8 protein-coding genes are annotated in these 21,617 nt (G+C 36.9%); all 8 read left to right on the top strand.

Going from position 1 to position 21,617, the window contains the following annotated elements:
• Window positions 1-11 precede the first annotated feature (11 nt).
• Window positions 12-1,358: a cytochrome P450 gene (locus tag ABTV69_RS08030; RefSeq protein WP_433835225.1), complete on the top strand. Its 1,347-nt coding sequence runs from the start codon at window positions 12-14 to the stop codon at window positions 1,356-1,358.
• A complete protein-coding gene (gene queG, locus ABTV69_RS08035) occupies window positions 1,355-2,281 on the top strand; it encodes a tRNA epoxyqueuosine(34) reductase QueG (protein ID WP_433835227.1) in 927 nt (308 codons plus the stop codon). Before ABTV69_RS08030 ends, queG begins: the two co-directional genes overlap by 4 nt.
• Window positions 2,282-2,785: 504 nt before the next feature.
• Complete coding sequence (locus tag ABTV69_RS08040; RefSeq protein ID WP_433835229.1) at window positions 2,786-14,680, top strand: HYR domain-containing protein; 11,895 nt, start codon at window positions 2,786-2,788, stop codon at window positions 14,678-14,680.
• A gap of 48 nt (window positions 14,681-14,728) precedes the next feature.
• A complete protein-coding gene (locus tag ABTV69_RS08045; RefSeq protein ID WP_433835231.1) occupies window positions 14,729-15,640 on the top strand; it encodes a PorP/SprF family type IX secretion system membrane protein in 912 nt (303 codons plus the stop codon).
• Between the two features lie 8 nt (window positions 15,641-15,648).
• Entirely contained in the window at window positions 15,649-17,661 is a 2,013-nt protein-coding gene (locus ABTV69_RS08050; protein WP_433835233.1) for an OmpA family protein, read from the top strand.
• A gap of 410 nt (window positions 17,662-18,071) precedes the next feature.
• The gene (locus tag ABTV69_RS08055) at window positions 18,072-18,497 is read left to right on the top strand and encodes a CBS domain-containing protein (protein WP_433835235.1); all 426 of its coding nucleotides are present in this window, start codon (window positions 18,072-18,074) and stop codon (window positions 18,495-18,497) included.
• A gap of 154 nt (window positions 18,498-18,651) precedes the next feature.
• Window positions 18,652-20,943 (top strand): NADP-dependent malic enzyme, encoded by a 2,292-nt coding sequence (locus ABTV69_RS08060; RefSeq protein WP_433835237.1) that lies wholly within the window; start codon window positions 18,652-18,654, stop codon window positions 20,941-20,943.
• A 76-nt stretch (window positions 20,944-21,019) separates the two neighbouring features.
• Window positions 21,020-21,601 (top strand): Holliday junction branch migration protein RuvA, encoded by a 582-nt coding sequence (gene ruvA / locus ABTV69_RS08065; protein WP_433835239.1) that lies wholly within the window; start codon window positions 21,020-21,022, stop codon window positions 21,599-21,601.
• Window positions 21,602-21,617: the final 16 nt, after the last annotated feature.

The raw sequence follows: 21,617 nt of genomic DNA on the forward strand, positions 1-21,617 counted from the left end.
TACTGATAGAAATGTCTATAAGTAAAAAATACAATTATCCACCGCAACTTTCTATTTTTAGATTTTTTGTGGATGCCGAAGGAGTTCGTAGAAATCCGATACCCTATCATAAAAAATACTTTGAGCGTTTTGGAGATTCTTTTTCTATAAAAATTGGAAAGTCAAGACACATCATTTTATCGAGAGATAATGATGTGGCTCAATATATTTTAGTGAAAAATCAAAGAAATTACAACAAGTCAAAATTCCAATCTGTATACCTTTCAAAATATTTAGGAAAAGGACTTTTAACGAGTGATGGTGATTTTTGGTTAAAACAAAGACGTCTTATTCAGCCTACATTTCATAAACAAAAAATGAATCAGCTGGTTAATAATATGAACAAAACGATTACTTCTGAAATTGATAATTTAATAGAAGATAAATTTTTGGATGTCTTCCCGGCAATGAGCCAGCTTGCTTTTAATGTTGTTGCGAAGTCTTTATTTGAATTTTCAATTTCGGAAGAAAAACTTCATAGGATAAAATTCATAATAGAAGAAGTTCAGACATTTTTAGTTAAGGAAATCAGACTTCCTCACAAGGCATTATGGTTTTCATTAAGCGGACAAGTTAGAAAACATTTAAACTTAGCAGAAGAAAATAATAAGATTATTCAAGAAATTATTGAAGGAAGAAATGCTTCGAAAGAGGAATTCAATGATCTTCTTAATATGCTTATGGAAACCCGATATGAAGATACGGGAGAGAGCATGTCTGTGCAGCAATTGATTGACGAAATTAAGGTTTTGTTTATTGCTGGTCATGAAACCACAGCTAATGCTTTAACTTTTACACTTCACTTTCTAGGAAGATATCCCGAAATCCAACAAAAGATTTTAGATGAAATCACTGAGATAGAATCTCAGACTGATAATGTTATTGAACAGCTTCAGAAAATGACTTATACAAATGCGGTTTTAAATGAATCGATGCGTTTGTATCCTCCTGCTTGGATTACAGATAGAGAAAATGTTGAAGATGATGTGTTGACTGAATTTAAAATCAAAAAAAAGACATTAATTGGAGTGTCATTTTATGAGTTGCATCGCAATCCAAAGTATTGGGATAACCCAGATGAATTCATTCCAGAAAGATTTTTAGGCGAAAAAAAGAAAAAGTCAATGCAGTACTTTTATCCTTTCGGCGCAGGTCCAAGAATGTGTATAGGAACTGGTTTTGCTATCTATGAAATGTGTTTAGCAATTTCGCAGATTGTCAAAAGGTATAAGATTAAAACTAAAAACGAAACAGTAAAGTTTAATCCTTTAGTGACTTTAAAACCAGTCAACATTGAAGTTTCATTTTCAAAAAGATGAGTATTAATTCGAAAGAGACATATTCGAAGTTTATAAAAGAAGAAGCCAAAAGGCTTGGCTTTCTTTCTTGCGGTATATCTAAAGCAGGTTTTTTGGAACAGGAAGCTCCTCGACTAGAAAATTGGTTAAAGAACAATCGCAATGGTCAAATGGCTTATATGGAAAACCATTTTGATAAGCGCTTAGATCCAACTTTATTAGTAGCTGATGGCAAAAGTGTAGTTTCGCTTTTGCTTAATTATTATCCAGATTCGGTACAAAATCAGGAAAGTTTTAAGATCTCTAAATATGCTTACGGTCAAGATTATCATTTTATAATTAAAGATAAATTGAAGGAGTTGCTCCATTCGATTCAAGAAAATATTGGAGATGTGTCAGGACGTGCTTTTGTCGATTCTGCACCTGTTTTAGACAAAGCTTGGGCGGCAAAAAGCGGGTTGGGATGGATTGGAAAAAACAGTAATTTGATTACTCAAAAAGTCGGCTCTTTTTACTTCATTGCCGAGCTTATCATTGATTTAGAATTAGAATACGATCATGCTGTTACAGATCACTGTGGTTCTTGTACAGCTTGTATAGACGCATGTCCGACACAAGCAATTGTTGCCCCATATATTGTAGATGGAAGCAAATGCATTTCTTATTATACTATCGAATTAAAAGATAATCTTCCTGAAGAAATGAAAGGAAAGTTCGATGAATGGATGTTTGGCTGTGATACCTGCCAAGATGTTTGTCCATGGAATCGATTTTCTAAGCCACATTCAGAACCTTTGTTTAATCCTAATCCAGATTTACTTTCCTTTACTAAAAAAGATTGGTTAGAGATTACAGAAGAAACTTTTAAACTAGTTTTTAAAAACTCTCCTATTAAAAGAACCAAATTTGATGGTTTGAAACGCAACATCAAATTTTTGCAGTAATTTGTTTTTTATTATGCTGATTATCAGTGTTTTTATTGGAAAGAACGCTGTGATTTTATGATTTTTACTTCCTACGTTTTATTACCTATTTGTCAATATATTTTGTAAGAATTTAGAATTTCCTTAATTATTTAAGAAAATTCTACTATTTGATTGTCAAATGTTTACAAATTTTTGATTTTCAACCGATGAACAGTTGTTAAAAAATGTTGTTCAACGACTTTATGTGCACTTTGTCGGCATAATGATAATTGATTTCCTTGCTCGATATACTTTCGCGCTTTCCAAATCTACTTAATTTAAAACCAAGAGGACTTTTATAGTCTGTAATTTACTATATGACAATGGTCTACATAATTTCTTTTTTATGTGCAAGTCTTGAAAAAACTGTTTCAGTTTTTTTTAAATCCATTTTCTATTTTTTCACGTATCTCATCAAAGTGTTAAAAGCAATCATCTGTTTTTTAGCATTCAATATTTCTGTTCCACAAACCAAAGTTGTCTATGCGTAACTCTACTTTTTGTAAGTCTGGATTTTCTAGGCTAATTTTTCTTATCGTTTTTTTATTATTCACGGCTTATAATGCTTCTGCTCAGTTTTATACAAAGCATTATATTGCGCCAGCACCTTGGCAGTATTTTAGTAAAGCAAATGAAATTGTAATTTCTACAAATTCGCTAACAAATGTTGATATTACAGTCGCAAAAAGTGATGGTACAACAGTGACAACTTTGAAAGCTAAAAAAGGAAGTCCAGCAGTTTATAGGTTTTCACTTTTAGCGAGAGATCTTCCAATGAATGCTTTGAATACTGTTCTTAACGGAGCAGGACTAATCATAACAAGCACGGGACCAACAGCTGTAAACTTGAGAAATATTGCTTCAGATGATTATAAGGACGACGAAAATAGAGATGCCAATATTAAGGGAAATGCAGCTTTAACAAGTTTTGGAGATGCTGGGCTTGGAATAAGATTTAGAGTAGGTTATTATAGAGATGGTTCATTGGGAACTTTTAGCACTTTTGGAGAGCAAAGGCCTATATATAGTATTATGGCTACAGCCAATAACACTACAATAAAAATTAATAACGCTGTTAAAGCTACATTAAATCAAGGACAGAGTTATTTGTTTAAAGCGCCGATTGGAACATTGGTAGAATCTTCTAATCCGATTGTTATGAATACGTCGGCAGCTATAGATGTACCTGGTGGTTGTGGAGATGGCGCTTACAATCAAATACCTCCCGAATCTGTTTTAGGAACTGAATATTTTCTTGAAAGAGGAACGGGTAATGACACTGCTGAACAAACTACTGTTGTGGCAACTAAAGATGATACTAATATTACTGTGGAGAGTTATTCAACTACAGGAGTTTTAGTAAATAGAACAACCATAAATTTAGCATCGGCAGGATCCTTTCACACTTTTATAAATGGTGTAAAAAATACAAGTTTTACTGCATCAAGAATTATTGCTGATAAGAGAGTGGCAGTTTATTCAGGTACGGCACAAAATTGCGAAGTTGATATTTCGACAATTGCACCAGTATCAGAATGTGGAGGTTCAGAGTTTGTAGAAACATCAAAATTTAAAAACTATAAATTAGAAAACTTAGACTATTTTGGATATATTTTATTAAGAAGTGCTACTGAGGATGTTACTATCAATGGTGTGAAAACTACTAGTATATCTGGAGTTGGAGCTCGTTATCAGATAGGTTCGACAGGCTGGTATATAATAAATTTTAATAGTGAACAAATAGGAAGGCCTGAAGTTCTCTCTATTGAGAGTAAAGCTAAACTTACGGTTTCCATTGTGCAGCAAGCTGGAGGATTTTCTATGGCAGGATTTTTCTCGACTTTTGCAGCCTTGCCAGATGATCCTACTTTAACTTATATTGAAGGAGGTGGATGTACAAACAATACAGCCAAATTAACAACGCAATCAGGCTATGATCCTTATCAATGGTATTACAATGGGGTAGCAATTAATGGTGCTAATTCTTCGACATATATTGCAACAAAGACAGGTAATTATTCAGTGTCTTATACATTGGCATGTGGGGCTCAAACTCCTTCTAAAACAGCTTCGGTAACTTTATGTACTGATTTAGGAATTACTAAAACAGTTGATAATGCTGTACCTTGTATTGGGTCTAATGTAGAATTTTCGGTTAAAGTTAGTAATTTGGGAGGAAACAATGTGTCTGGAATTTCAGTGACTGATTTGCTTCCTTCTGGTTATACTTATGTAAGTTCGACACCTTCTGTTGGAGTATATGATGCAACAACAGGGATTTGGACTATTGGTGATGTGGAGGCTCAAACATCAATGACATTAAAAATTGTTGCTACAGTAAATGCATCTGGAAATTATACCAACACGGCATCTTTACCAAGTGGAATAGATAGCAATACAGCAAATAATTCAGCTAGTGCAGCGGTAAATCCAAAGTCTGCTAATCTTGTAATAACAAATCCTGCTGCAGTCTGTGCACCTTCAACTATAAACTTAACAGCTTCAGCTGTTACAGGAGGAAGTTCTTCAAATCTGACACTTACTTATTGGACAAACCAAGGAGCAACATCAGCATTATCTTCACCAAATGCTGTTACAGCTTCAGGAACTTATTATATAAAAGCGGTTTCTGCCGATGGATGTACATTTATCAAGCCAGTTGTAGTAACAATTAATCCAAGACCTTCTACTCCAAAAATTATTGTTAGTTCAGGAAGTTTATGTACAACTTCGGGCAATACAGTATTAAAAGCAGAAAATATTGCTTCTTCATATAATGGAAGTTCTTTTTTATGGTCAAATGGAGCTACTACACAAAGTATAACAATTACTGCCGAAGGAACATATACTCTTCAAATTGTAAATAGTTCAGGTTGTGTAAGTATTAGTTCAGATCCTGTAACGGTTTATTTTTCGCCAGCTCCCACAGTATCTGACCAAACATTCTGTTCTTCTGAAAATAAAACTGTTGGTGATTTGATTGCTACGGGTAGTAATATAAAATGGTACAGTAGTACTAATAGTAATAATAACACTCCCTTATCATCAAATCAAATATTGGTTAATAAAGGAAATTATTATGCAACTCAAACTTTAAATGGTTGTGAAAGTTCAAGAGTTAAAGTTATTGTAACTATAAATGATAATTCTTCAGCTCCAGTTGCTGCCGCATCTCAGTCATTTTGTGCTGCTGATAATAGTACAATTAATAATCTACAGGCTACAGGTGCTAATTTAAAATGGTATGGTTCATCTTCATCAAATACAGAACTTCAAAAAACACAAGCTTTAACTAATGGAGATTATTATGTAAGTCAGAAAGTAAATAGTAGTTGTGCTGAAAGTGCAAGAACTAAGGTTACCGTTACTATTAATGCAATACCATCTGCACCAGCGGTTTCTTCGCAAACATTTTGTATTAATGATAATAAAAAAGTTAATGATTTAACGCCTTCAGGATCTGCTTATAAATGGTACAGTGCAGCTACAGGAGGTACTTTATATACGGGAAATGAAACTTTATCGTCTGGAAATTATTATGTAAGCCAAAGCAATAATTGTGGCGAGAGCTCAAGAACTCAAGTAGCTGTTATTGTAAATACGACAGATGTACCTACAGTTTCAGCTCAAACGTTTTGTTCTGGAGATTTAAAAAGAGTAAATAATTTATCTCCTTCGGGAACATCATATAAATGGTATAGTGCTAGCACAGGTGGTACTTTATATACAGGAACAGAGACACTTGTAACAGGAACTTATTATGTTAGCCAGACAGCAAATGGATGTGAAAGTTTAAGAAGAGCTGTAAGTGTAACTGTAAACGAAACTCCAGCAGCACCGACAGCAGTTGCTCAAGCTTTTTGTTCAGGAGATAATAAAACAGTAAATGACTTAAAAGTTATTTCAGGAAGTAATTTGAAATGGTATAATGCTAGTACAGGAGGGACACTATATTTAGGAAGTGAAATTTTAACTTCAGGTAATTATTTTGTGAGCCAAACAGCCAACAGTTGTGAGAGTACAAGAACTTTGGTAGGTGTAACAGTAAACCCTACGCCAGCAACGCCTTCTATTTCGGCAGATGGGGCAACAACATTCTGTCAAGGAGGAACTGTAACTTTAAAGGCGACAGGAGGAAGCAGTTATTTATGGTCAACAGGAGCGACAACGCAATCTATTACGGTATCAGCTTCAGGAGATTACAGTGTTCAAGTAACAAATGATTCTGGATGTCCTAGTGCATTTTCAACTCCAGTTACTATAAAGGTTAATCCGATACCATCTGCACCGACAGCTTCAGCTCAGACATTTTGTTCATCAGAAAATAAGAAAGTTAGCGATTTAACGGTTACTTCGGGAAGCAACTTAAAATGGTATGCTGCAGCAACAGGAGGTAGTGCATTAGATTTAACAGAAGTGCTGACAACAAAAAACTATTTTGTAACCCAGACTTCAAGCGGATACGAGAGCACAAGAACTTCGGTATCTGTTGTTGTAAATCAGACACCATCTGCACCGACAGCCTTAGCTCAAGCATTCTGTTCATCAGAAAATAAAAAAGTAGGCGATTTAAAGGTTACTTCAGGAAGCAACTTAAAATGGTATGCTGCATCAACAGGAGGAAGCGAATTGGATTTGACAGAAGTGCTGACAACAAAAAACTATTATGTAAGTCAGACTTCAAACGGATGCGAGAGTTCTAGAACTTCAGTATCGGTTACTGTAAATTCGTTGCCTACAGCAACTATAACTGGAAATTTAACAGCGTGTTTAACGACGACATTAACAGCAAATTCAGATGTAACTACTGTAACTTATGTTTGGTATAAAGATAATGCTATAATATCTAGTCAAACGAATAAGACATTGACAGTAACTCAAGATGGTGATTACAAAGTTAAAATTACAAATACATCAACAGGATGCGAGCAAACTTCTGCTACTTCAACAGTAAAAGTTAGTGACACTGAGAAGCCATCAATCACCTGTCCAGCGACAGTAACAGTTTCAGCAGATGCTAATTCATGTGTTGCTACAGGAGTTGCTTTAGGCACTCCGACAACATCAGACAACTGCACGGGAACTGTAACGGTAACCAATAATGCGCCATCAAGCTTCCCAATCGGAAATACGACAGTGACTTGGACGGCGCAAGATGCTGCAGGAAACACTCAGACCTGCACTCAGACGGTAACGGTAAACGACACTGAGAAGCCATCAATCACCTGTCCAGCGACAGTTACGGTTTCAGCAGATGCTAATTCATGTGTTGCTACAGGAGTTGCTTTAGGCACTCCGACAACATCAGACAACTGCACGGGAACTGTAACGGTAACCAATAATGCGCCATCAAGCTTCCCAATCGGAAACACGACAGTGACGTGGACGGCGCAAGATGCTGCAGGAAACACTCAGACCTGCACTCAGACGGTAACGGTAAACGACACTGAGAAGCCATCAATCACCTGTCCAGCGACAGTTACGGTTTCAGCAGATGCTAATTCATGTGTTGCGACAGGAGTTGCTTTAGGCACTCCGACAACATCAGACAACTGCACGGGAACTGTAACGGTAACCAATAATGCGCCATCAAGCTTCCCAATCGGAAATACGACAGTGACTTGGACGGCGCAAGATGCTGCAGGAAACACTCAGACCTGCACTCAGACGGTAACGGTAAACGACACTGAGAAGCCATCAATCACCTGTCCAGCGACAGTTACGGTTTCAGCAGATGCTAATTCATGTGTTGCTACAGGAGTTGCTTTAGGCACTCCGACAACATCAGACAACTGCACGGGAACTGTAACGGTAACCAATAATGCGCCATCAAGCTTCCCAATCGGAAACACGACAGTGACGTGGACGGCGCAAGATGCTGCAGGAAACACTCAGACCTGCACTCAGACGGTAACGGTAAACGACACTGAGAAGCCATCAATCACCTGTCCAGCGACAGTTACGGTTTCAGCAGATGCTAATTCATGTGTTGCTACAGGAGTTGCTTTAGGCACTCCGACAACATCAGACAACTGCACGGGAACTGTAACGGTAACCAATAATGCGCCATCAAGCTTCCCAATCGGAAATACGACAGTGACTTGGACGGCGCAAGATGCTGCAGGAAACACTCAGACCTGCACTCAGACGGTAACGGTAAACGACACTGAGAAGCCATCAATCACCTGTCTAGCGACAGTTACGGTTTCAGCAGATGCAAATTCATGTGTTGCGACAGGAGTTGCTTTAGGCACTCCGACAACATCAGACAACTGCACGGGAACTGTAATGGTAACCAATAATGCGCCATCAAGCTTCCCAATCGGAAACACGACAGTGACTTGGACAGCGAAAGATGCTGCAGGAAACACTCAGACCTGCACTCAGACGGTAACGGTAAACGACACTGAGAAGCCATCAATCACCTGTCCAGCGACAGTTACGGTTTCAGCAGATGCAAATTCATGTGTTGCGACAGGAGTTGCTTTAGGCACTCCGACAACATCAGACAACTGCACGGGAACTGTAATGGTAACCAATAATGCGCCATCAAGCTTCCCAATCGGAAACACGACAGTGACTTGGACAGCGAAAGATGCTGCAGGAAACACTCAGACCTGCACTCAGACGGTAACGGTAAACGACACTGAGAAGCCATCAATCACCTGTCCAGCGACAGTTACGGTTTCAGCAGATGCTAATTCATGTGTTGCTACAGGAGTTGCTTTAGGCACTCCGACAACATCAGACAACTGCACGGGAACTGTAACGGTAACCAATAATGCGCCATCAAGCTTCCCAATCGGAAACACGACAGTGACGTGGACGGCGCAAGATGCTGCAGGAAACACTCAGACCTGCACTCAGACGGTAACGGTAAACGACACTGAGAAGCCATCAATCACCTGTCCAGCGACAGTTACGGTTTCAGCAGATGCTAATTCATGTGTTGCGACAGGAGTTGCTTTAGGCACTCCGACAACATCAGACAACTGCACGGGAACTGTAATGGTAACCAATAATGCGCCATCAAGCTTCCCAATCGGAAACACGACAGTGACTTGGACAGCGAAAGATGCTGCAGGAAATATAGAGACCTGTACACAAACAGTCAAAGTAATTGGTGCTATTATAGCAAATGATGATACTATCTCTTCATCAAAAGGGGTAGCTGGAGGAGTTGTTATTTCTAATATTTTTGATAATGATGATTTAAATTGCAATAAAGTAAATATTAACGATGTTGATGTTAAATTGACAAGTTCTTTGCCATCAGTATTAACATTTAATAGTGCAAATGGTGCTGTTTCGGTAAAACCAAACACTCCAACAGGGACTTATACTTTTGATTATTCAATCTGTGAAATTGTAAATAATGGAAATTGTGATTCGGCAACTGTAACAATTGAAATAGTAAATGATTTGGTTGCCATTAAAGATGACTTCGGAACAACAGCTTCGGGAGCAACAGCAGTAAAAATCGGAAATGTAAAAACAAACGACACTTTAGACGGAATAGCGGTTAACGATACAAATACAGTTGTAACAATTGGCAGCGATGCGCCATTGAGCGTTGACGCGAACGGAGATGTGACTCTAGCGGCTAACACTCCAAGCGGAACATACACAATTACATACGAAATCTGCGAGAACGGAGCAGCTCCTGCAAACTGTAAGACAGCAACAGCAGAAGTTAAAGTTGTAAATACAATAGACGCAGTACTAGATACTATTGATCCAATTAATGGAAATATAGGTGGAACAACAGTATCTCTAATAGGAAATGATACATTAAATGGAAAACAAGCTGTAATTGGAATCAATTCTGGAGAAGTTGCAATAAATATTGTTGGCACTTTGCCATCAGGATTGACATTAAATGCAAGTGGGACTATTACTGTTGCACCAAACACGCAAAAAGGGAATTATAATATAGAGTATAGAATTTGCGAAATAGGTGCAGTTCCTGCTAATTGCGACTCGGTAACCATTACCGTTCCGGTTACGGCAGGAAACCTTGTGGCAAACGCAGATGCTATTCCATCGGTTTTAGGATCGGATGCTTCCCAGACTTTAGGAAAAAATGTTTTTGATAATGACACTAAAAATGCACAGCCGTTAGACCCGGCAGATGTTACGCTGAAAACTCTAACGCCAGATCCAAAAGGATATCTGACTGTAGATAAAGACGGAAACATTGTTTTAGGAGCCAATCCTCCAGCGGGCGAATATGAGCTGACGTATGAAATCTGCGAGAAACTAAACCCGGACAACTGCAGTTCAAATACTGTGAAAGTAACGGTTGGAATGCCAGTAATCGATGCGGTTGAAGACGTGATCGCTTCAATCAACGGAAACATCGGAGGAAAAACCATTTCACTAATCGCAAATGACAAATTGAACGGAAATGCAATTGTGGTTGGAACAGCAGCAGGAGAAGTTAAGTTTGAAATCATCGGAACGCTTCCAGCAGGATTGACTCTGAGTTCAGACCATACGATAACTGTTGCGCCAAATACTCCAAAAGGAGATTACAAAGTAGAATACAAAATCTGCGAAATCAATAATCCGTTAAACTGCGATTCAGCAATCATTACCGTTCCGGTTACGGCAGGAAACCTTGTGGCAAACGCAGATGCTATTCCATCGGTTTTAGGATCGGATGCTTCCCAGACTTTAGGAAAAAATGTTTTTGATAATGACACTAAAAATGCACAGCCGTTAGACCCGGCAGATGTTACGCTGAAAACTCTAACGCCAGATCCAAAAGGATATCTGACTGTAGATAAAGACGGAAACATTGTTTTAGGAGCCAATCCTCCAGCGGGCGAATATGAGCTGACGTATGAAATCTGCGAGAAACTAAACCCGGACAACTGCAGTTCAAATACTGTGAAAGTAACGGTTGGAATGCCAGTAATCGATGCGGTTGAAGACGTGATCGCTTCAATCAACGGAAACATCGGAGGAAAAACCATTTCACTAATCGCAAATGACAAATTGAACGGAAATGCAATTGTGGTTGGAACAGCAGCAGGAGAAGTTAAGTTTGAAATCATCGGAACGCTTCCAGCAGGATTGACTCTGAGTTCAGACCATACGATAACTGTTGCGCCAAATACTCCAAAAGGAGATTACAAAGTAGAATACAAAATCTGCGAAATCAATAATCCGTTAAACTGCGATTCAGCAATCATTACCGTTCCGGTTACGGCAGGAAACCTTGTGGCAAACGCAGATGCTATTCCATCGGTTTTAGGATCGGATGCTTCCCAGACTTTAGGAAAAAATGTTTTTGATAATGACACTAAAAATGCACAGCCGTTAGACCCGGCAGATGTTACGCTGAAAACTCTAACGCCAGATCCAAAAGGATATCTGACTGTAGATAAAGACGGAAACATTGTTTTAGGAGCCAATCCTCCAGCGGGCGAATATGAGCTGACGTATGAAATCTGCGAGAAACTAAACCCGGACAACTGCAGTTCAAATACTGTAAAAGTAACCGTTGGAATGCCAGTAATCGATGCGGTTGAGGACGTAATCGCTTCAATCAACGGAAACATCGGAGGAAAAACCATTTCACTAATCGCAAATGACAAATTGAACGGAAATGCAATTGTGGTAGGAACAGCAGCAGGAGAAGTTAAGTTTGAAATCATCGGAACGCTTCCATCAGGATTTTCGTTAAATCCAGACTACACGATTGCTGTTGCGCCAAATACGCCAAAAGGAGATTACAAAGTAGAATACAAAATCTGCGAGATCACCAATACGACAAACTGCGACTCGGTAACCATTACTGTTCCGGTTACGGCAGGAAACCTAGTGGCAAACGCAGATGCTATTCCATCGGTTTTAGGATCGGATGCTTCCCAGACTTTAGGGAAAAATGTTTTTGATAATGACACTAAAAATGCACAGCCGTTAGACCCGGCAGATGTTACGCTGAAAACTCTAACGCCAGATCCAAAAGGATATCTGACTGTAGATAAAGACGGAAACATTGTTTTAGGAGCCAATCCTCCAGCGGGCGAATATGAGCTGACGTATGAAATCTGCGAGAAACTAAACCCGGACAACTGCAGTTCAAATACTGTAAAAGTAACCGTTGGAATGCCAGTAATCGATGCGGTTGAGGACGTGATAGCTTCAATCAACGGAAACATCGGAGGAAAAACCATTTCACTAATCGCAAATGACAAATTGAACGGAAATGCAATTGTGGTAGGAACAGCAGCAGGAGAAGTTAAATTTGAAATCATCGGAACGCTTCCATCAGGACTTTCGTTAAATCCAGATTACACGATTGGTGTTGCGCCAAATACTCCAAAAGGAGATTATAAGGTAGAATACAAAATCTGCGAAATCAATAATCCGTTAAACTGCGATTCAGTAATCATTACTGTACCGGTTACAGGAAGTAAACTTTTAGCAAACGAAGATCTTGTACCTGCAGTTGGAGTTAATATTCCGCAGAAAGTAATCAATGTTTTTGATAACGATACAAAAGATGGAAAAAAATTAGTGCCTTCAGATGTAAACCTTACTGTAACTAAAGCTGATCCAAAAGGATATTTAACTTTAGATGCTGACGGAAATGTTTCTTTAGCACCAAATGCGCCAGCAGGAGAATATGAACTGACGTATACGATTTGCGAGAAATTGAATCAAGATAATTGTGACTCAAATGTTGTAAAAGTAACGGTAACAGAACCAAAAATGACAATTGTAGCAAACAGCTATTGTTCAAACAATGTTCCTTATGTTAAGTACACTGTTACGCCAGATAATTTCGCAGCTAATAATTTATTAACTGTTAAATGGATTGACGGTAACAATAATGTTGTTGCAACTCAGACTGATTTGCCATTAAATGGAGATCTTTTATGGCCAGGAGCAGAAGTTGATAGCAATGGAAATGGAATTGATTGGCCAGGATGGGTTTTAAATAATGGTATTTGGACAGAAGGTGCTGATGGATTTGAAGCTACCAGAAATGGAGTAAAAATAGAGTTTTCTTTAAATCCTACGGTTACAGTTTCTGTTGCTTATCCGCCTGCAACACCAGATTGTAATGCGCGTCCAACATTCTCTATTAAAGCAAATAATGATGAGACAGGACCTGTAAATGTGAAAAAAGGAGCAAGTGCTACAGTTAATATTTTTGAAAATGACGTATTGAACGGAGCAAAAATTAAACCTTCAGATGTTGTTTTATCAGTACCTGTGGTAAATCCAAACTTCTCATTAAATGCAAATGGTTCAATCAATATTGCTGCAAATACGCCAGATGGAGTTTACGAATTGATTTATCAGATTTGCGAAGCGGCAAACACATCAAATTGCAGTCAAGCGGTAATTAAAATTATTGTTGACAATGTTGCAGATCCAGCTCCGCCAACGGTAAATGAGATTGTTTTAAATAATGATAATGATGTAAGTGCAGACGGAATTAACGGTTCTCTAGAATTTGTAAATGTTTTAGACAATGATTTAATAAACGGTAAACCAATAAATCCAGCAGATGTTGTAGTTAAACCTGTAACAAGCAGTCCGTATTTTGAATGGAATGCCGACGGAACTGTAAATGTTAAGCCAAACACACCAGGCGGAAATTATCCGTTGACGTATCAAGTTTGCGAAAAAGGAAACAATACAAATTGTTCTACGGCTACATTGAATGTTTTTGTTGAAGTTCCTTCTATTTCTGTCATCAAAACAGCAGTTTTCAATGATGAAAATAAGAGCAGTTTTGCAAATGCAGGAGAAACAATTACATACAAATTTACTGTAACCAATACAGGAAATGTGCCTCTTGTTGGAATCACAATAAACGACCCATTGCCAGGAGTAGTAGTTTCTGGACAAGCGATAAGTTTAGCAGTTAACGAATCTAACGAAACTAATTTTACAGCAGTTTACAAAATCACTCAAGAAGATATTAATCGCGGAAGTGTGAGTAACCAAGCAACTGTAAAAGGAAGCAGTGTAAGAGGAGTAGTGGTTGAAGATGAGTCAGACGATGCTAGCAATAATGGAGATAATCCAACAGTACTAGACTTAAACGGATGTTCTATTAAAGTAATGAATGCATTTTCTCCAAACGGAGACAGCAAGAATGCGAGATTCTATATTAGAGGAATAGAATGTTATCCAGATAATACGGTTGAAATTTATAACCGTTGGGGAGTTTTAGTATTCACTATAGATCAGTACAACAATAACGATCGCGTTTTTGTTGGATATTCTAACGGACGTTCTACGATTAAACAAACAGACGGCCTTCCAGTTGGAACGTATTTCTATGTCTTAAAATACAAAGATAGTGCTCAAAAGTCTCATCAAGAATCGGGCTACTTATATCTTAATAAATAAAATTGGACTACGGCTTAGTTAGCGCTAAGCCGTTCTAAAGCTTAATAAATGAAAAAGTTAATTTTAGTTTTTATGTTTTTTTCGATTGTGTCGCATGCGCAGCAAGACGCGCAGTATACGCAATACATGTATAACACAATCGAAGTCAATCCAGCGTATGCAGGTTCACGAGGAGCTTTAAGCGTTTTTGGTTTGTATCGTACACAATGGATTGGGTTAGATGGAGCGCCAGAAACGAGTACATTTTCTGTTAATACACCTTTAAAGAATAGTGATTTAGGACTTGGTGTTTCGTTAGTAAATGATAAAATCGGGCCAACGGTAGAAAATACGTTATCGGCAGATTTATCCTATACAATTCCAACTTCAGACACTTGGAATTTATCTTTCGGTATAAAAGGAACAGCCAATCTTTTCAATATCGATATCAATAAATTGAGTTATGAAGATCAAGACGATCCGCAGTTTCAGAATCTTAAAAATAAGTTCTCGCCAAATGTTGGAGCCGGACTTTATTTTCACTCAGATAGAGCATATGTTGGATTATCGGTTCCCAATTTTATCGAAACCAACCGTTATGACTCAGATGATGTGGCTATTTTCAAGGAAAAAATCAATTATTATTTAATAGCAGGTTACGTATTTAATCTAGATCGTTTAGAATACATAAAATTCAAACCAGCTTTGATGACCAAAATAGTAGAAGGAGCTCCTTTGCAGGTAGATGTTTCGGGGAATTTTATGTTTAATGATAAATTTGTTTTAGGACTAGCTTACCGTTGGAGTGCATCTGTTAGTGCAATGGCAGGATTTCAGGTTACAAAAGGAATGTATATAGGTTATGGTTACGATCATGAAACTACACAATTAAGAAAATACAATTCTGGATCTCACGAGATTTTCCTAAGATTCGAATTCTTCAATAATTATAATAAAATGATATCTCCAAGATTCTTTTAATTCAACCTATGAAAGCTAGAAAATTAATTTTAATTGTTTTACTGTTCAGTTTTGTTTTCAATGTAAATGCACAAAACCCATTTACTACAATGAACATAAAGTATGCAGATAAAAAATACGAAGAGTACGCTTACGCGGATGCCATAAAAGTATACGAAACTTTAGTAAATGACCAAACAACCAATGAAGGTGTAATTCAGCGTTTAGCCAATTCCTATTATTTTAATGGAGAGTTAAAAAAAGCATTAAAATGGTACGAACAATTATTTGTGATAAACGAAAGCCAAGATGCTGAATATTTATACCGATATGCACAATCGTTAAAATCGACGGGAGATTATCGTAAGTCTGATGAGATTTTGCAGAAATTCAATCAGAAAGCAACTGCAGAAAAAAGAGCAGATCTTATAAGAAGCGACAAAAATTATTTAGAAGAAATAAAAGAAAACTCAGGTAGATTTCAAATTGCTGATGCTGGAGTTAATTCTCGCTATTCAGATTACGGAAGCGCTGTTTACAACAATAAAATCGTTTTTACTTCTGCGCGCGATACAGGCGGAGTGGTAAAAGCCAATTTTCAATGGACAAACCGATCTTTCTCTAGATTATACGCGGCAGATTTAATGCCAGACGGAAGCGTTGGAAAACCGCAACTTTTAGTAAAAAGAAAAAAAGACAATTTCAATGAGTCAAGTCCGATTTTTACAAAAGACGGACGAACAATGTATTTTACCCGAAATAATTTTACAGACGGTAAAAGACGAAGCAATGACAAAAATGTAACGTTATTAAAGTTATACAAAGCAGAATTTATCGATAACGAATGGAAAAATGTTGTAGAACTTCCGTTCAATAGCGATCAATACAGCACGGCACATCCAGCTTTAAGCGTAGACGAAAAAACACTTTATTTTGCATCAGATATGCCGGGAACGTTAGGACAATCTGATATTTATAAAGTTGCAATTAATAATGACGGAACTTTTGGCACACCAGAAAATTTAGGTCCGGCTATTAATACAGAAGCGAGAGAAACTTTTCCTTTTATTTCTGGAGAAAACGAATTGTATTTTGCCTCTGACGGGCGTCCAGGTCTTGGCGGACTGGATATTTTTGCTTGTCGCATAAAAGCAAACGGAACTTATGATGATGTTCTAAATGTTGGAGAACCTGTAAATAGCAAGCAAGACGATTTTGCTTTCAGTATAAATAGTCAAAGCAGAAGCGGTTATTTTTCTTCAAACAGAGATAGCGGACAAGGTATGGATGATATTTACAGATTTACAGAAACAAGAAGACTAATCTGTGAACAAAATTTATCAGGAACCGTTACCGATGCAGAGTCAAACGAAATCTTGGCAAATACTGCTCTGACTTTGTTTAATGAAAAATTCGATCCAGTTGGAACAATCACTACAGACGAAAAAGGAAATTATGTTTTTCCTGATTTAAGATGTGGTAAAAAATACACGATTAGAACTGCTAAAAACGATTACAATGCCAAAGAAGTTGCAGTAACAATTAACAAAGAAAAAGGAGAAACAACACAATTGATTGCATTAAATAAAGTGTTCAAACCACTTGCGACAAAAGCGGTAGCAATCAAAAAAGTGGCTATTAGTCCCGTGAAGTTGGAATCTATACGAGTTGGAGTAGATATTGCGAAATTGTTAAACCTTCCAATGAATTTCTTTGATTTGGGTAAAGCAACGATTAAAAAGACATCAGAACCACAATTAATGAAAGTGGTGAATCTTTTAAACGATTATCCAACCATGAAACTTGATATTCGTTCGCATACAGACAGTCGTTCTTCTACAGAAAGCAATCAGATTCTTTCAGAAAAAAGAGCACAATCAACAAAAAACTGGTTGGTTCAAAAAGGAATAACCGAAGACAGATTATCTGCCAAAGGTTACGGAGAAACGCAATTGGTTAACAAATGTGCTGACGGAGTAAAATGTTCAGAAAAAGAACACATGAAAAACAGACGAAGCGAATTTATTATTGTGGCAATGTAAATGGCTTTTAATTAAAGTATATGAAAAACCCTTTTCTAAATTTTAGAAAAGGGTTTTTTAGTATGTGCAAAATAACTCCGCTAAGAGTTTTATGGTTGGTAGAATGTATTGTTTTTGAGTTGTGTTCCAAGGGAACACCTGATTTTTATTTCGTAGAAAAAATAAATATACCAATAACAACTCCGCTAGGAGTTTAAGTCGGTAGGTCGGTAAACCTCGGTAAAAGTTAAAAAATCTAATATTTCTCAAAAAACAATTCTTAGCGATTTCATTTTTTGCATTATAATATTAAAAATTGAATTTAGGGGTTATTATATTTAAAATGAATAAGTTATAGTTTTAATAAATCGTTTTCGTTGCAGATCGTGTTGCTTTTTATTATAACTTTATAATCCTAAAAATTTTTCATTATGACTGTAGATCAAATACTTAAAGCAAAAGGAAGAAATGTCTATTCTATTCTCTCCAATTTAACGGTTTATGATGCGTTAAAAGTTATGGGAGAAAAAAATATTGGAGCAATTTTAATTATCGATGATAATGTTTTAAAAGGAATATTATCGGAAAGAGATTATGCGAGAAAAATTGTTCTGAAGGATAAATCTTCTAAAGAAACTTTTGTTCATGAGATTATGGAAAGTAATGTTTTTACAGTAAAACTTTCAGATAATCTTGAAGATTGTATGGAACTTATGAGCGAAAAAAGAATAAGACACTTGCCTGTTCTGGAAGACGGAATCGTGGTAGGAATCATTTCAATCAGCGATGTAGTGAAGGCAATTATAGAAATTCAAAAAGACACGATCAACCATTTGAATTCTTATATTTCTCAATAAATAGCAACTAAAAACGATAAAAATTCAAACGAGTCCAATTTCTATTGGGCTTTTTTTATTTATTCGAATAGATTTTAGGAAAAGAAAACGACAAAAAGACGCCATTTTAAAACAAGACTTATATCTTTGTAAGCTAGAATAAATGCTAAAAAAAATGAACAAAGAGAGTAAAAGAAGAGAAGCGTTACTGTATCATGCAGAACCAACTCCAGGAAAAATTCAGGTAGTTCCAACAAAAAAATATGCAACCCAGAGAGACTTATCATTGGCTTATTCACCAGGAGTTGCAGAACCATGTTTAGAAATCGCAGCAAACAAAGAAGACGTTTATAAATATACAGCAAAAGGAAATTTAGTAGCCGTAATTTCAAATGGTACAGCTGTTTTAGGACTTGGAGACATTGGTCCAGAAGCAGGAAAACCAGTGATGGAAGGAAAAGGTCTATTGTTTAAAATATTCTCTGACATTGATGTTTTTGATATCGAAATCGATACTAAAAATGTAGAAGAATTTATTCAGACTGTAAAAAATATTGCTCCAACTTTTGGTGGTATTAACCTTGAGGATATCAAAGCTCCAGAATCTTTTGAAATAGAAAGAAGATTGATCGAAGAATTGGATATTCCAGTAATGCACGATGACCAGCACGGAACAGCAATTATCTCTTCAGCCGCTTTAATCAATGCCCTTGAATTGGCAGGAAAAAAAGCTGAAGATGTAAAAATGGTAGTTTCTGGTGCAGGATCTGCAGCAATTGCTTGTACAGATTTATATGTTTCTTTGGGAGTAAAAGTAGAAAACATTTTAATGTACAACAGTAAAGGCCTTTTAACAAAAGACAATCCTTCACTTTCAGATTTGCAATTAAAATACGCTATTGATGGTCCTAAAATTGAATTAGCAGAAGCAGTAAAAGGAGCTGATGTTTTCATCGGATTATCTTCTGGAGACATTTTGTCGCCTGCGATGCTGTTAACGATGAAAGAAAATCCGATTGTATTTGCAATGGCAAATCCAAATCCCGAAATCGACTATAACTTGGCCGTAGAAACGCGTAAAGATGTTATTATGGCGACAGGACGTTCAGATTTTCCTAATCAGGTAAATAACGTTTTAGGTTTTCCTTATATCTTTAGAGGGGCATTAGACGTAAGAGCGACAAAAATTAATGAGGCTATGAAAATGGCTGCGGTAAAAGCTCTAGCTATTTTAGCAAAAGAACCAGTTCCAGAACAAGTAAATGTAGCTTACGGAGAAACAAAACTTGGTTTCGGACAAGAATATATCATTCCAAAACCATTCGATCCACGTTTGATTACTGTTGTGGCGCCTGCAGTCGCAAAAGCCGCAATGGAATCGGGAGTTGCGAAAAATCCTATTACAGACTGGGCAGCTTATGAAGACAAGCTTCGCGAACGCATGGGTAACGATAACAAAATGGTGCGTTTAATTACAAACCGTGCTAAATTAAATCCTAAACGTGTTGTTTTTGCAGAGGCAGATCAATTAAACGTTTTAAAAGCAGCTCAAATTGTTTACGAAGACGGAATCGGATTTCCTATTTTATTAGGAAACAAAGAGCAGATTTTAGAATTGAAAAAAGAACTTGGTTTTGATGCAGATCTAGAAATTATCGACCCAAAAACCGATGAGGAAGCCGCAAGACGTGACAAGTTTGCAAAAGCTTTTTGGGAAGCTAGAGGAAGAAGAGGAGTTTCTAAATTAGATGCAGAAAAATTCATGCGCGAAAGAAATTATTTTGCTGCAATGATGGTTAACGAAGGCGAGGCAGATGCTTTGGTTACAGGACATTCTAGAAGTTACCCTTCTGTGGTAAAACCAATGATGCAATTAATTCCGAAAGCACAAAATGCATCGTTGATTGCAACTGCAAACATGATGCTTACTTCTCGCGGGCCAATGTTTTTATCAGATACAGCAATAAACATTAATCCGTCTGCACAAGATTTGATTAATATTGCTGTTATGACTTCAAAAACAGCTAAAATGTTTGGAATTGAGCCAGTTATAGCAATGGTGTCTTTCTCAAACTTTGGTTCTTCAACTAGCGAAAGCGCTGGAAAAGTGAGAGAAGCAGTAGCTTATTTGCATAAAAATCATCCAGATCTAATTGTTGACGGAGAAATTCAGGCAGATTTTGCTTTGAATCCAGAAATGCTTCAAGAGAAATTCCCGTTTTCTAAATTGGCAGGAAAAAAAGTAAATACCTTGATTTTCCCTAACTTAGAATCGGCAAACATCACTTATAAATTATTAAAAGAATTGTATAAAGTGAATTCAATTGGACCAATTATGATGGGTATGGGCAAACCAGTCCATATTTTCCAATTGGGTGCAAGCGTTGAAGAAATGGTAAATATGGCAGCTATTGCCGTTATTGATGCACAGGAAAAAGAAATCAAAAAGAATAAAATAGCACAATAAACCTTCAACAAGGATTGAACAAATTGTCGTAGTTTTATGGCATTTTGTTTATATTTGATACTAATAAATTAGATCTATGATAGCACATTTGCAGGGAAGATTAGTAGAAAAGAATCCGACGGAAGTTGTAATTGATTGTGGTGGAGTTGGTTATCAGGTGAATATATCGCTACATACCTTCTCCTTAATTCCAAATTCTGAAAATATAAAATTGTATACGCATCTTCAAATTAAAGAAGATGCGCATACTTTATATGGTTTTGTTGAAAAATCCGAACGAGAAATTTTTAGAATGCTGATTTCTGTTTCAGGAATTGGAGCTGGAATCGCAAGAACAATGCTTTCTTCTATCGAGCCAAAGCAAATTATAAATGCCATTGCATCAGGAGATGTGGGCACAATCCAGTCCATTAAAGGAATTGGAAACAAAACAGCACAAAGGGTTATACTTGATTTAAAGGAGAAAGTTGTTAAATTGTATGATATAGATGAAGTTTTTGCCGCTCAAAACAATAGAAATCGAGATGAAGCGTTATCTGCTCTAGAAGTATTAGGTTTTGTTCGAAAAGCTTCAGAAAAAGTAGTTGAGAAAATAGTTAAAGAAGATCCAGAGGCTACTGTTGAAACAATTATCAAAAAAGCTTTAAAAAGCTTATAAATTTCATTTTATATAA

Origin of the sequence: Flavobacterium anhuiense (assembly GCF_050990855.1) — a bacterium.
GTDB classification, from domain to species: Bacteria; Bacteroidota; Bacteroidia; order Flavobacteriales; family Flavobacteriaceae; genus Flavobacterium; species Flavobacterium anhuiense_C.

Bases quoted from the DNA above. Each gene is read 5' to 3' on its own strand.
- ruvA (WP_433835239.1), top strand. From the start codon at position 21,020: ATGATAGCACATTTGCAGGGAAGATTAGTAGAAAAGAATCCGACGGAA.
- ABTV69_RS08030 (WP_433835225.1), top strand. From the start codon at position 12: ATGTCTATAAGTAAAAAATACAATTATCCACCGCAACTTTCTATTTTT.
- ABTV69_RS08050 (WP_433835233.1), top strand. From the start codon at position 15,649: ATGAAAGCTAGAAAATTAATTTTAATTGTTTTACTGTTCAGTTTTGTT.
- ABTV69_RS08040 (WP_433835229.1), top strand. From the start codon at position 2,786: ATGCGTAACTCTACTTTTTGTAAGTCTGGATTTTCTAGGCTAATTTTT.
- ABTV69_RS08060 (WP_433835237.1), top strand. From the start codon at position 18,652: ATGAACAAAGAGAGTAAAAGAAGAGAAGCGTTACTGTATCATGCAGAA.
- ABTV69_RS08045 (WP_433835231.1), top strand. From the start codon at position 14,729: ATGAAAAAGTTAATTTTAGTTTTTATGTTTTTTTCGATTGTGTCGCAT.
- queG (WP_433835227.1), top strand. From the start codon at position 1,355: ATGAGTATTAATTCGAAAGAGACATATTCGAAGTTTATAAAAGAAGAA.
- ABTV69_RS08055 (WP_433835235.1), top strand. From the start codon at position 18,072: ATGACTGTAGATCAAATACTTAAAGCAAAAGGAAGAAATGTCTATTCT.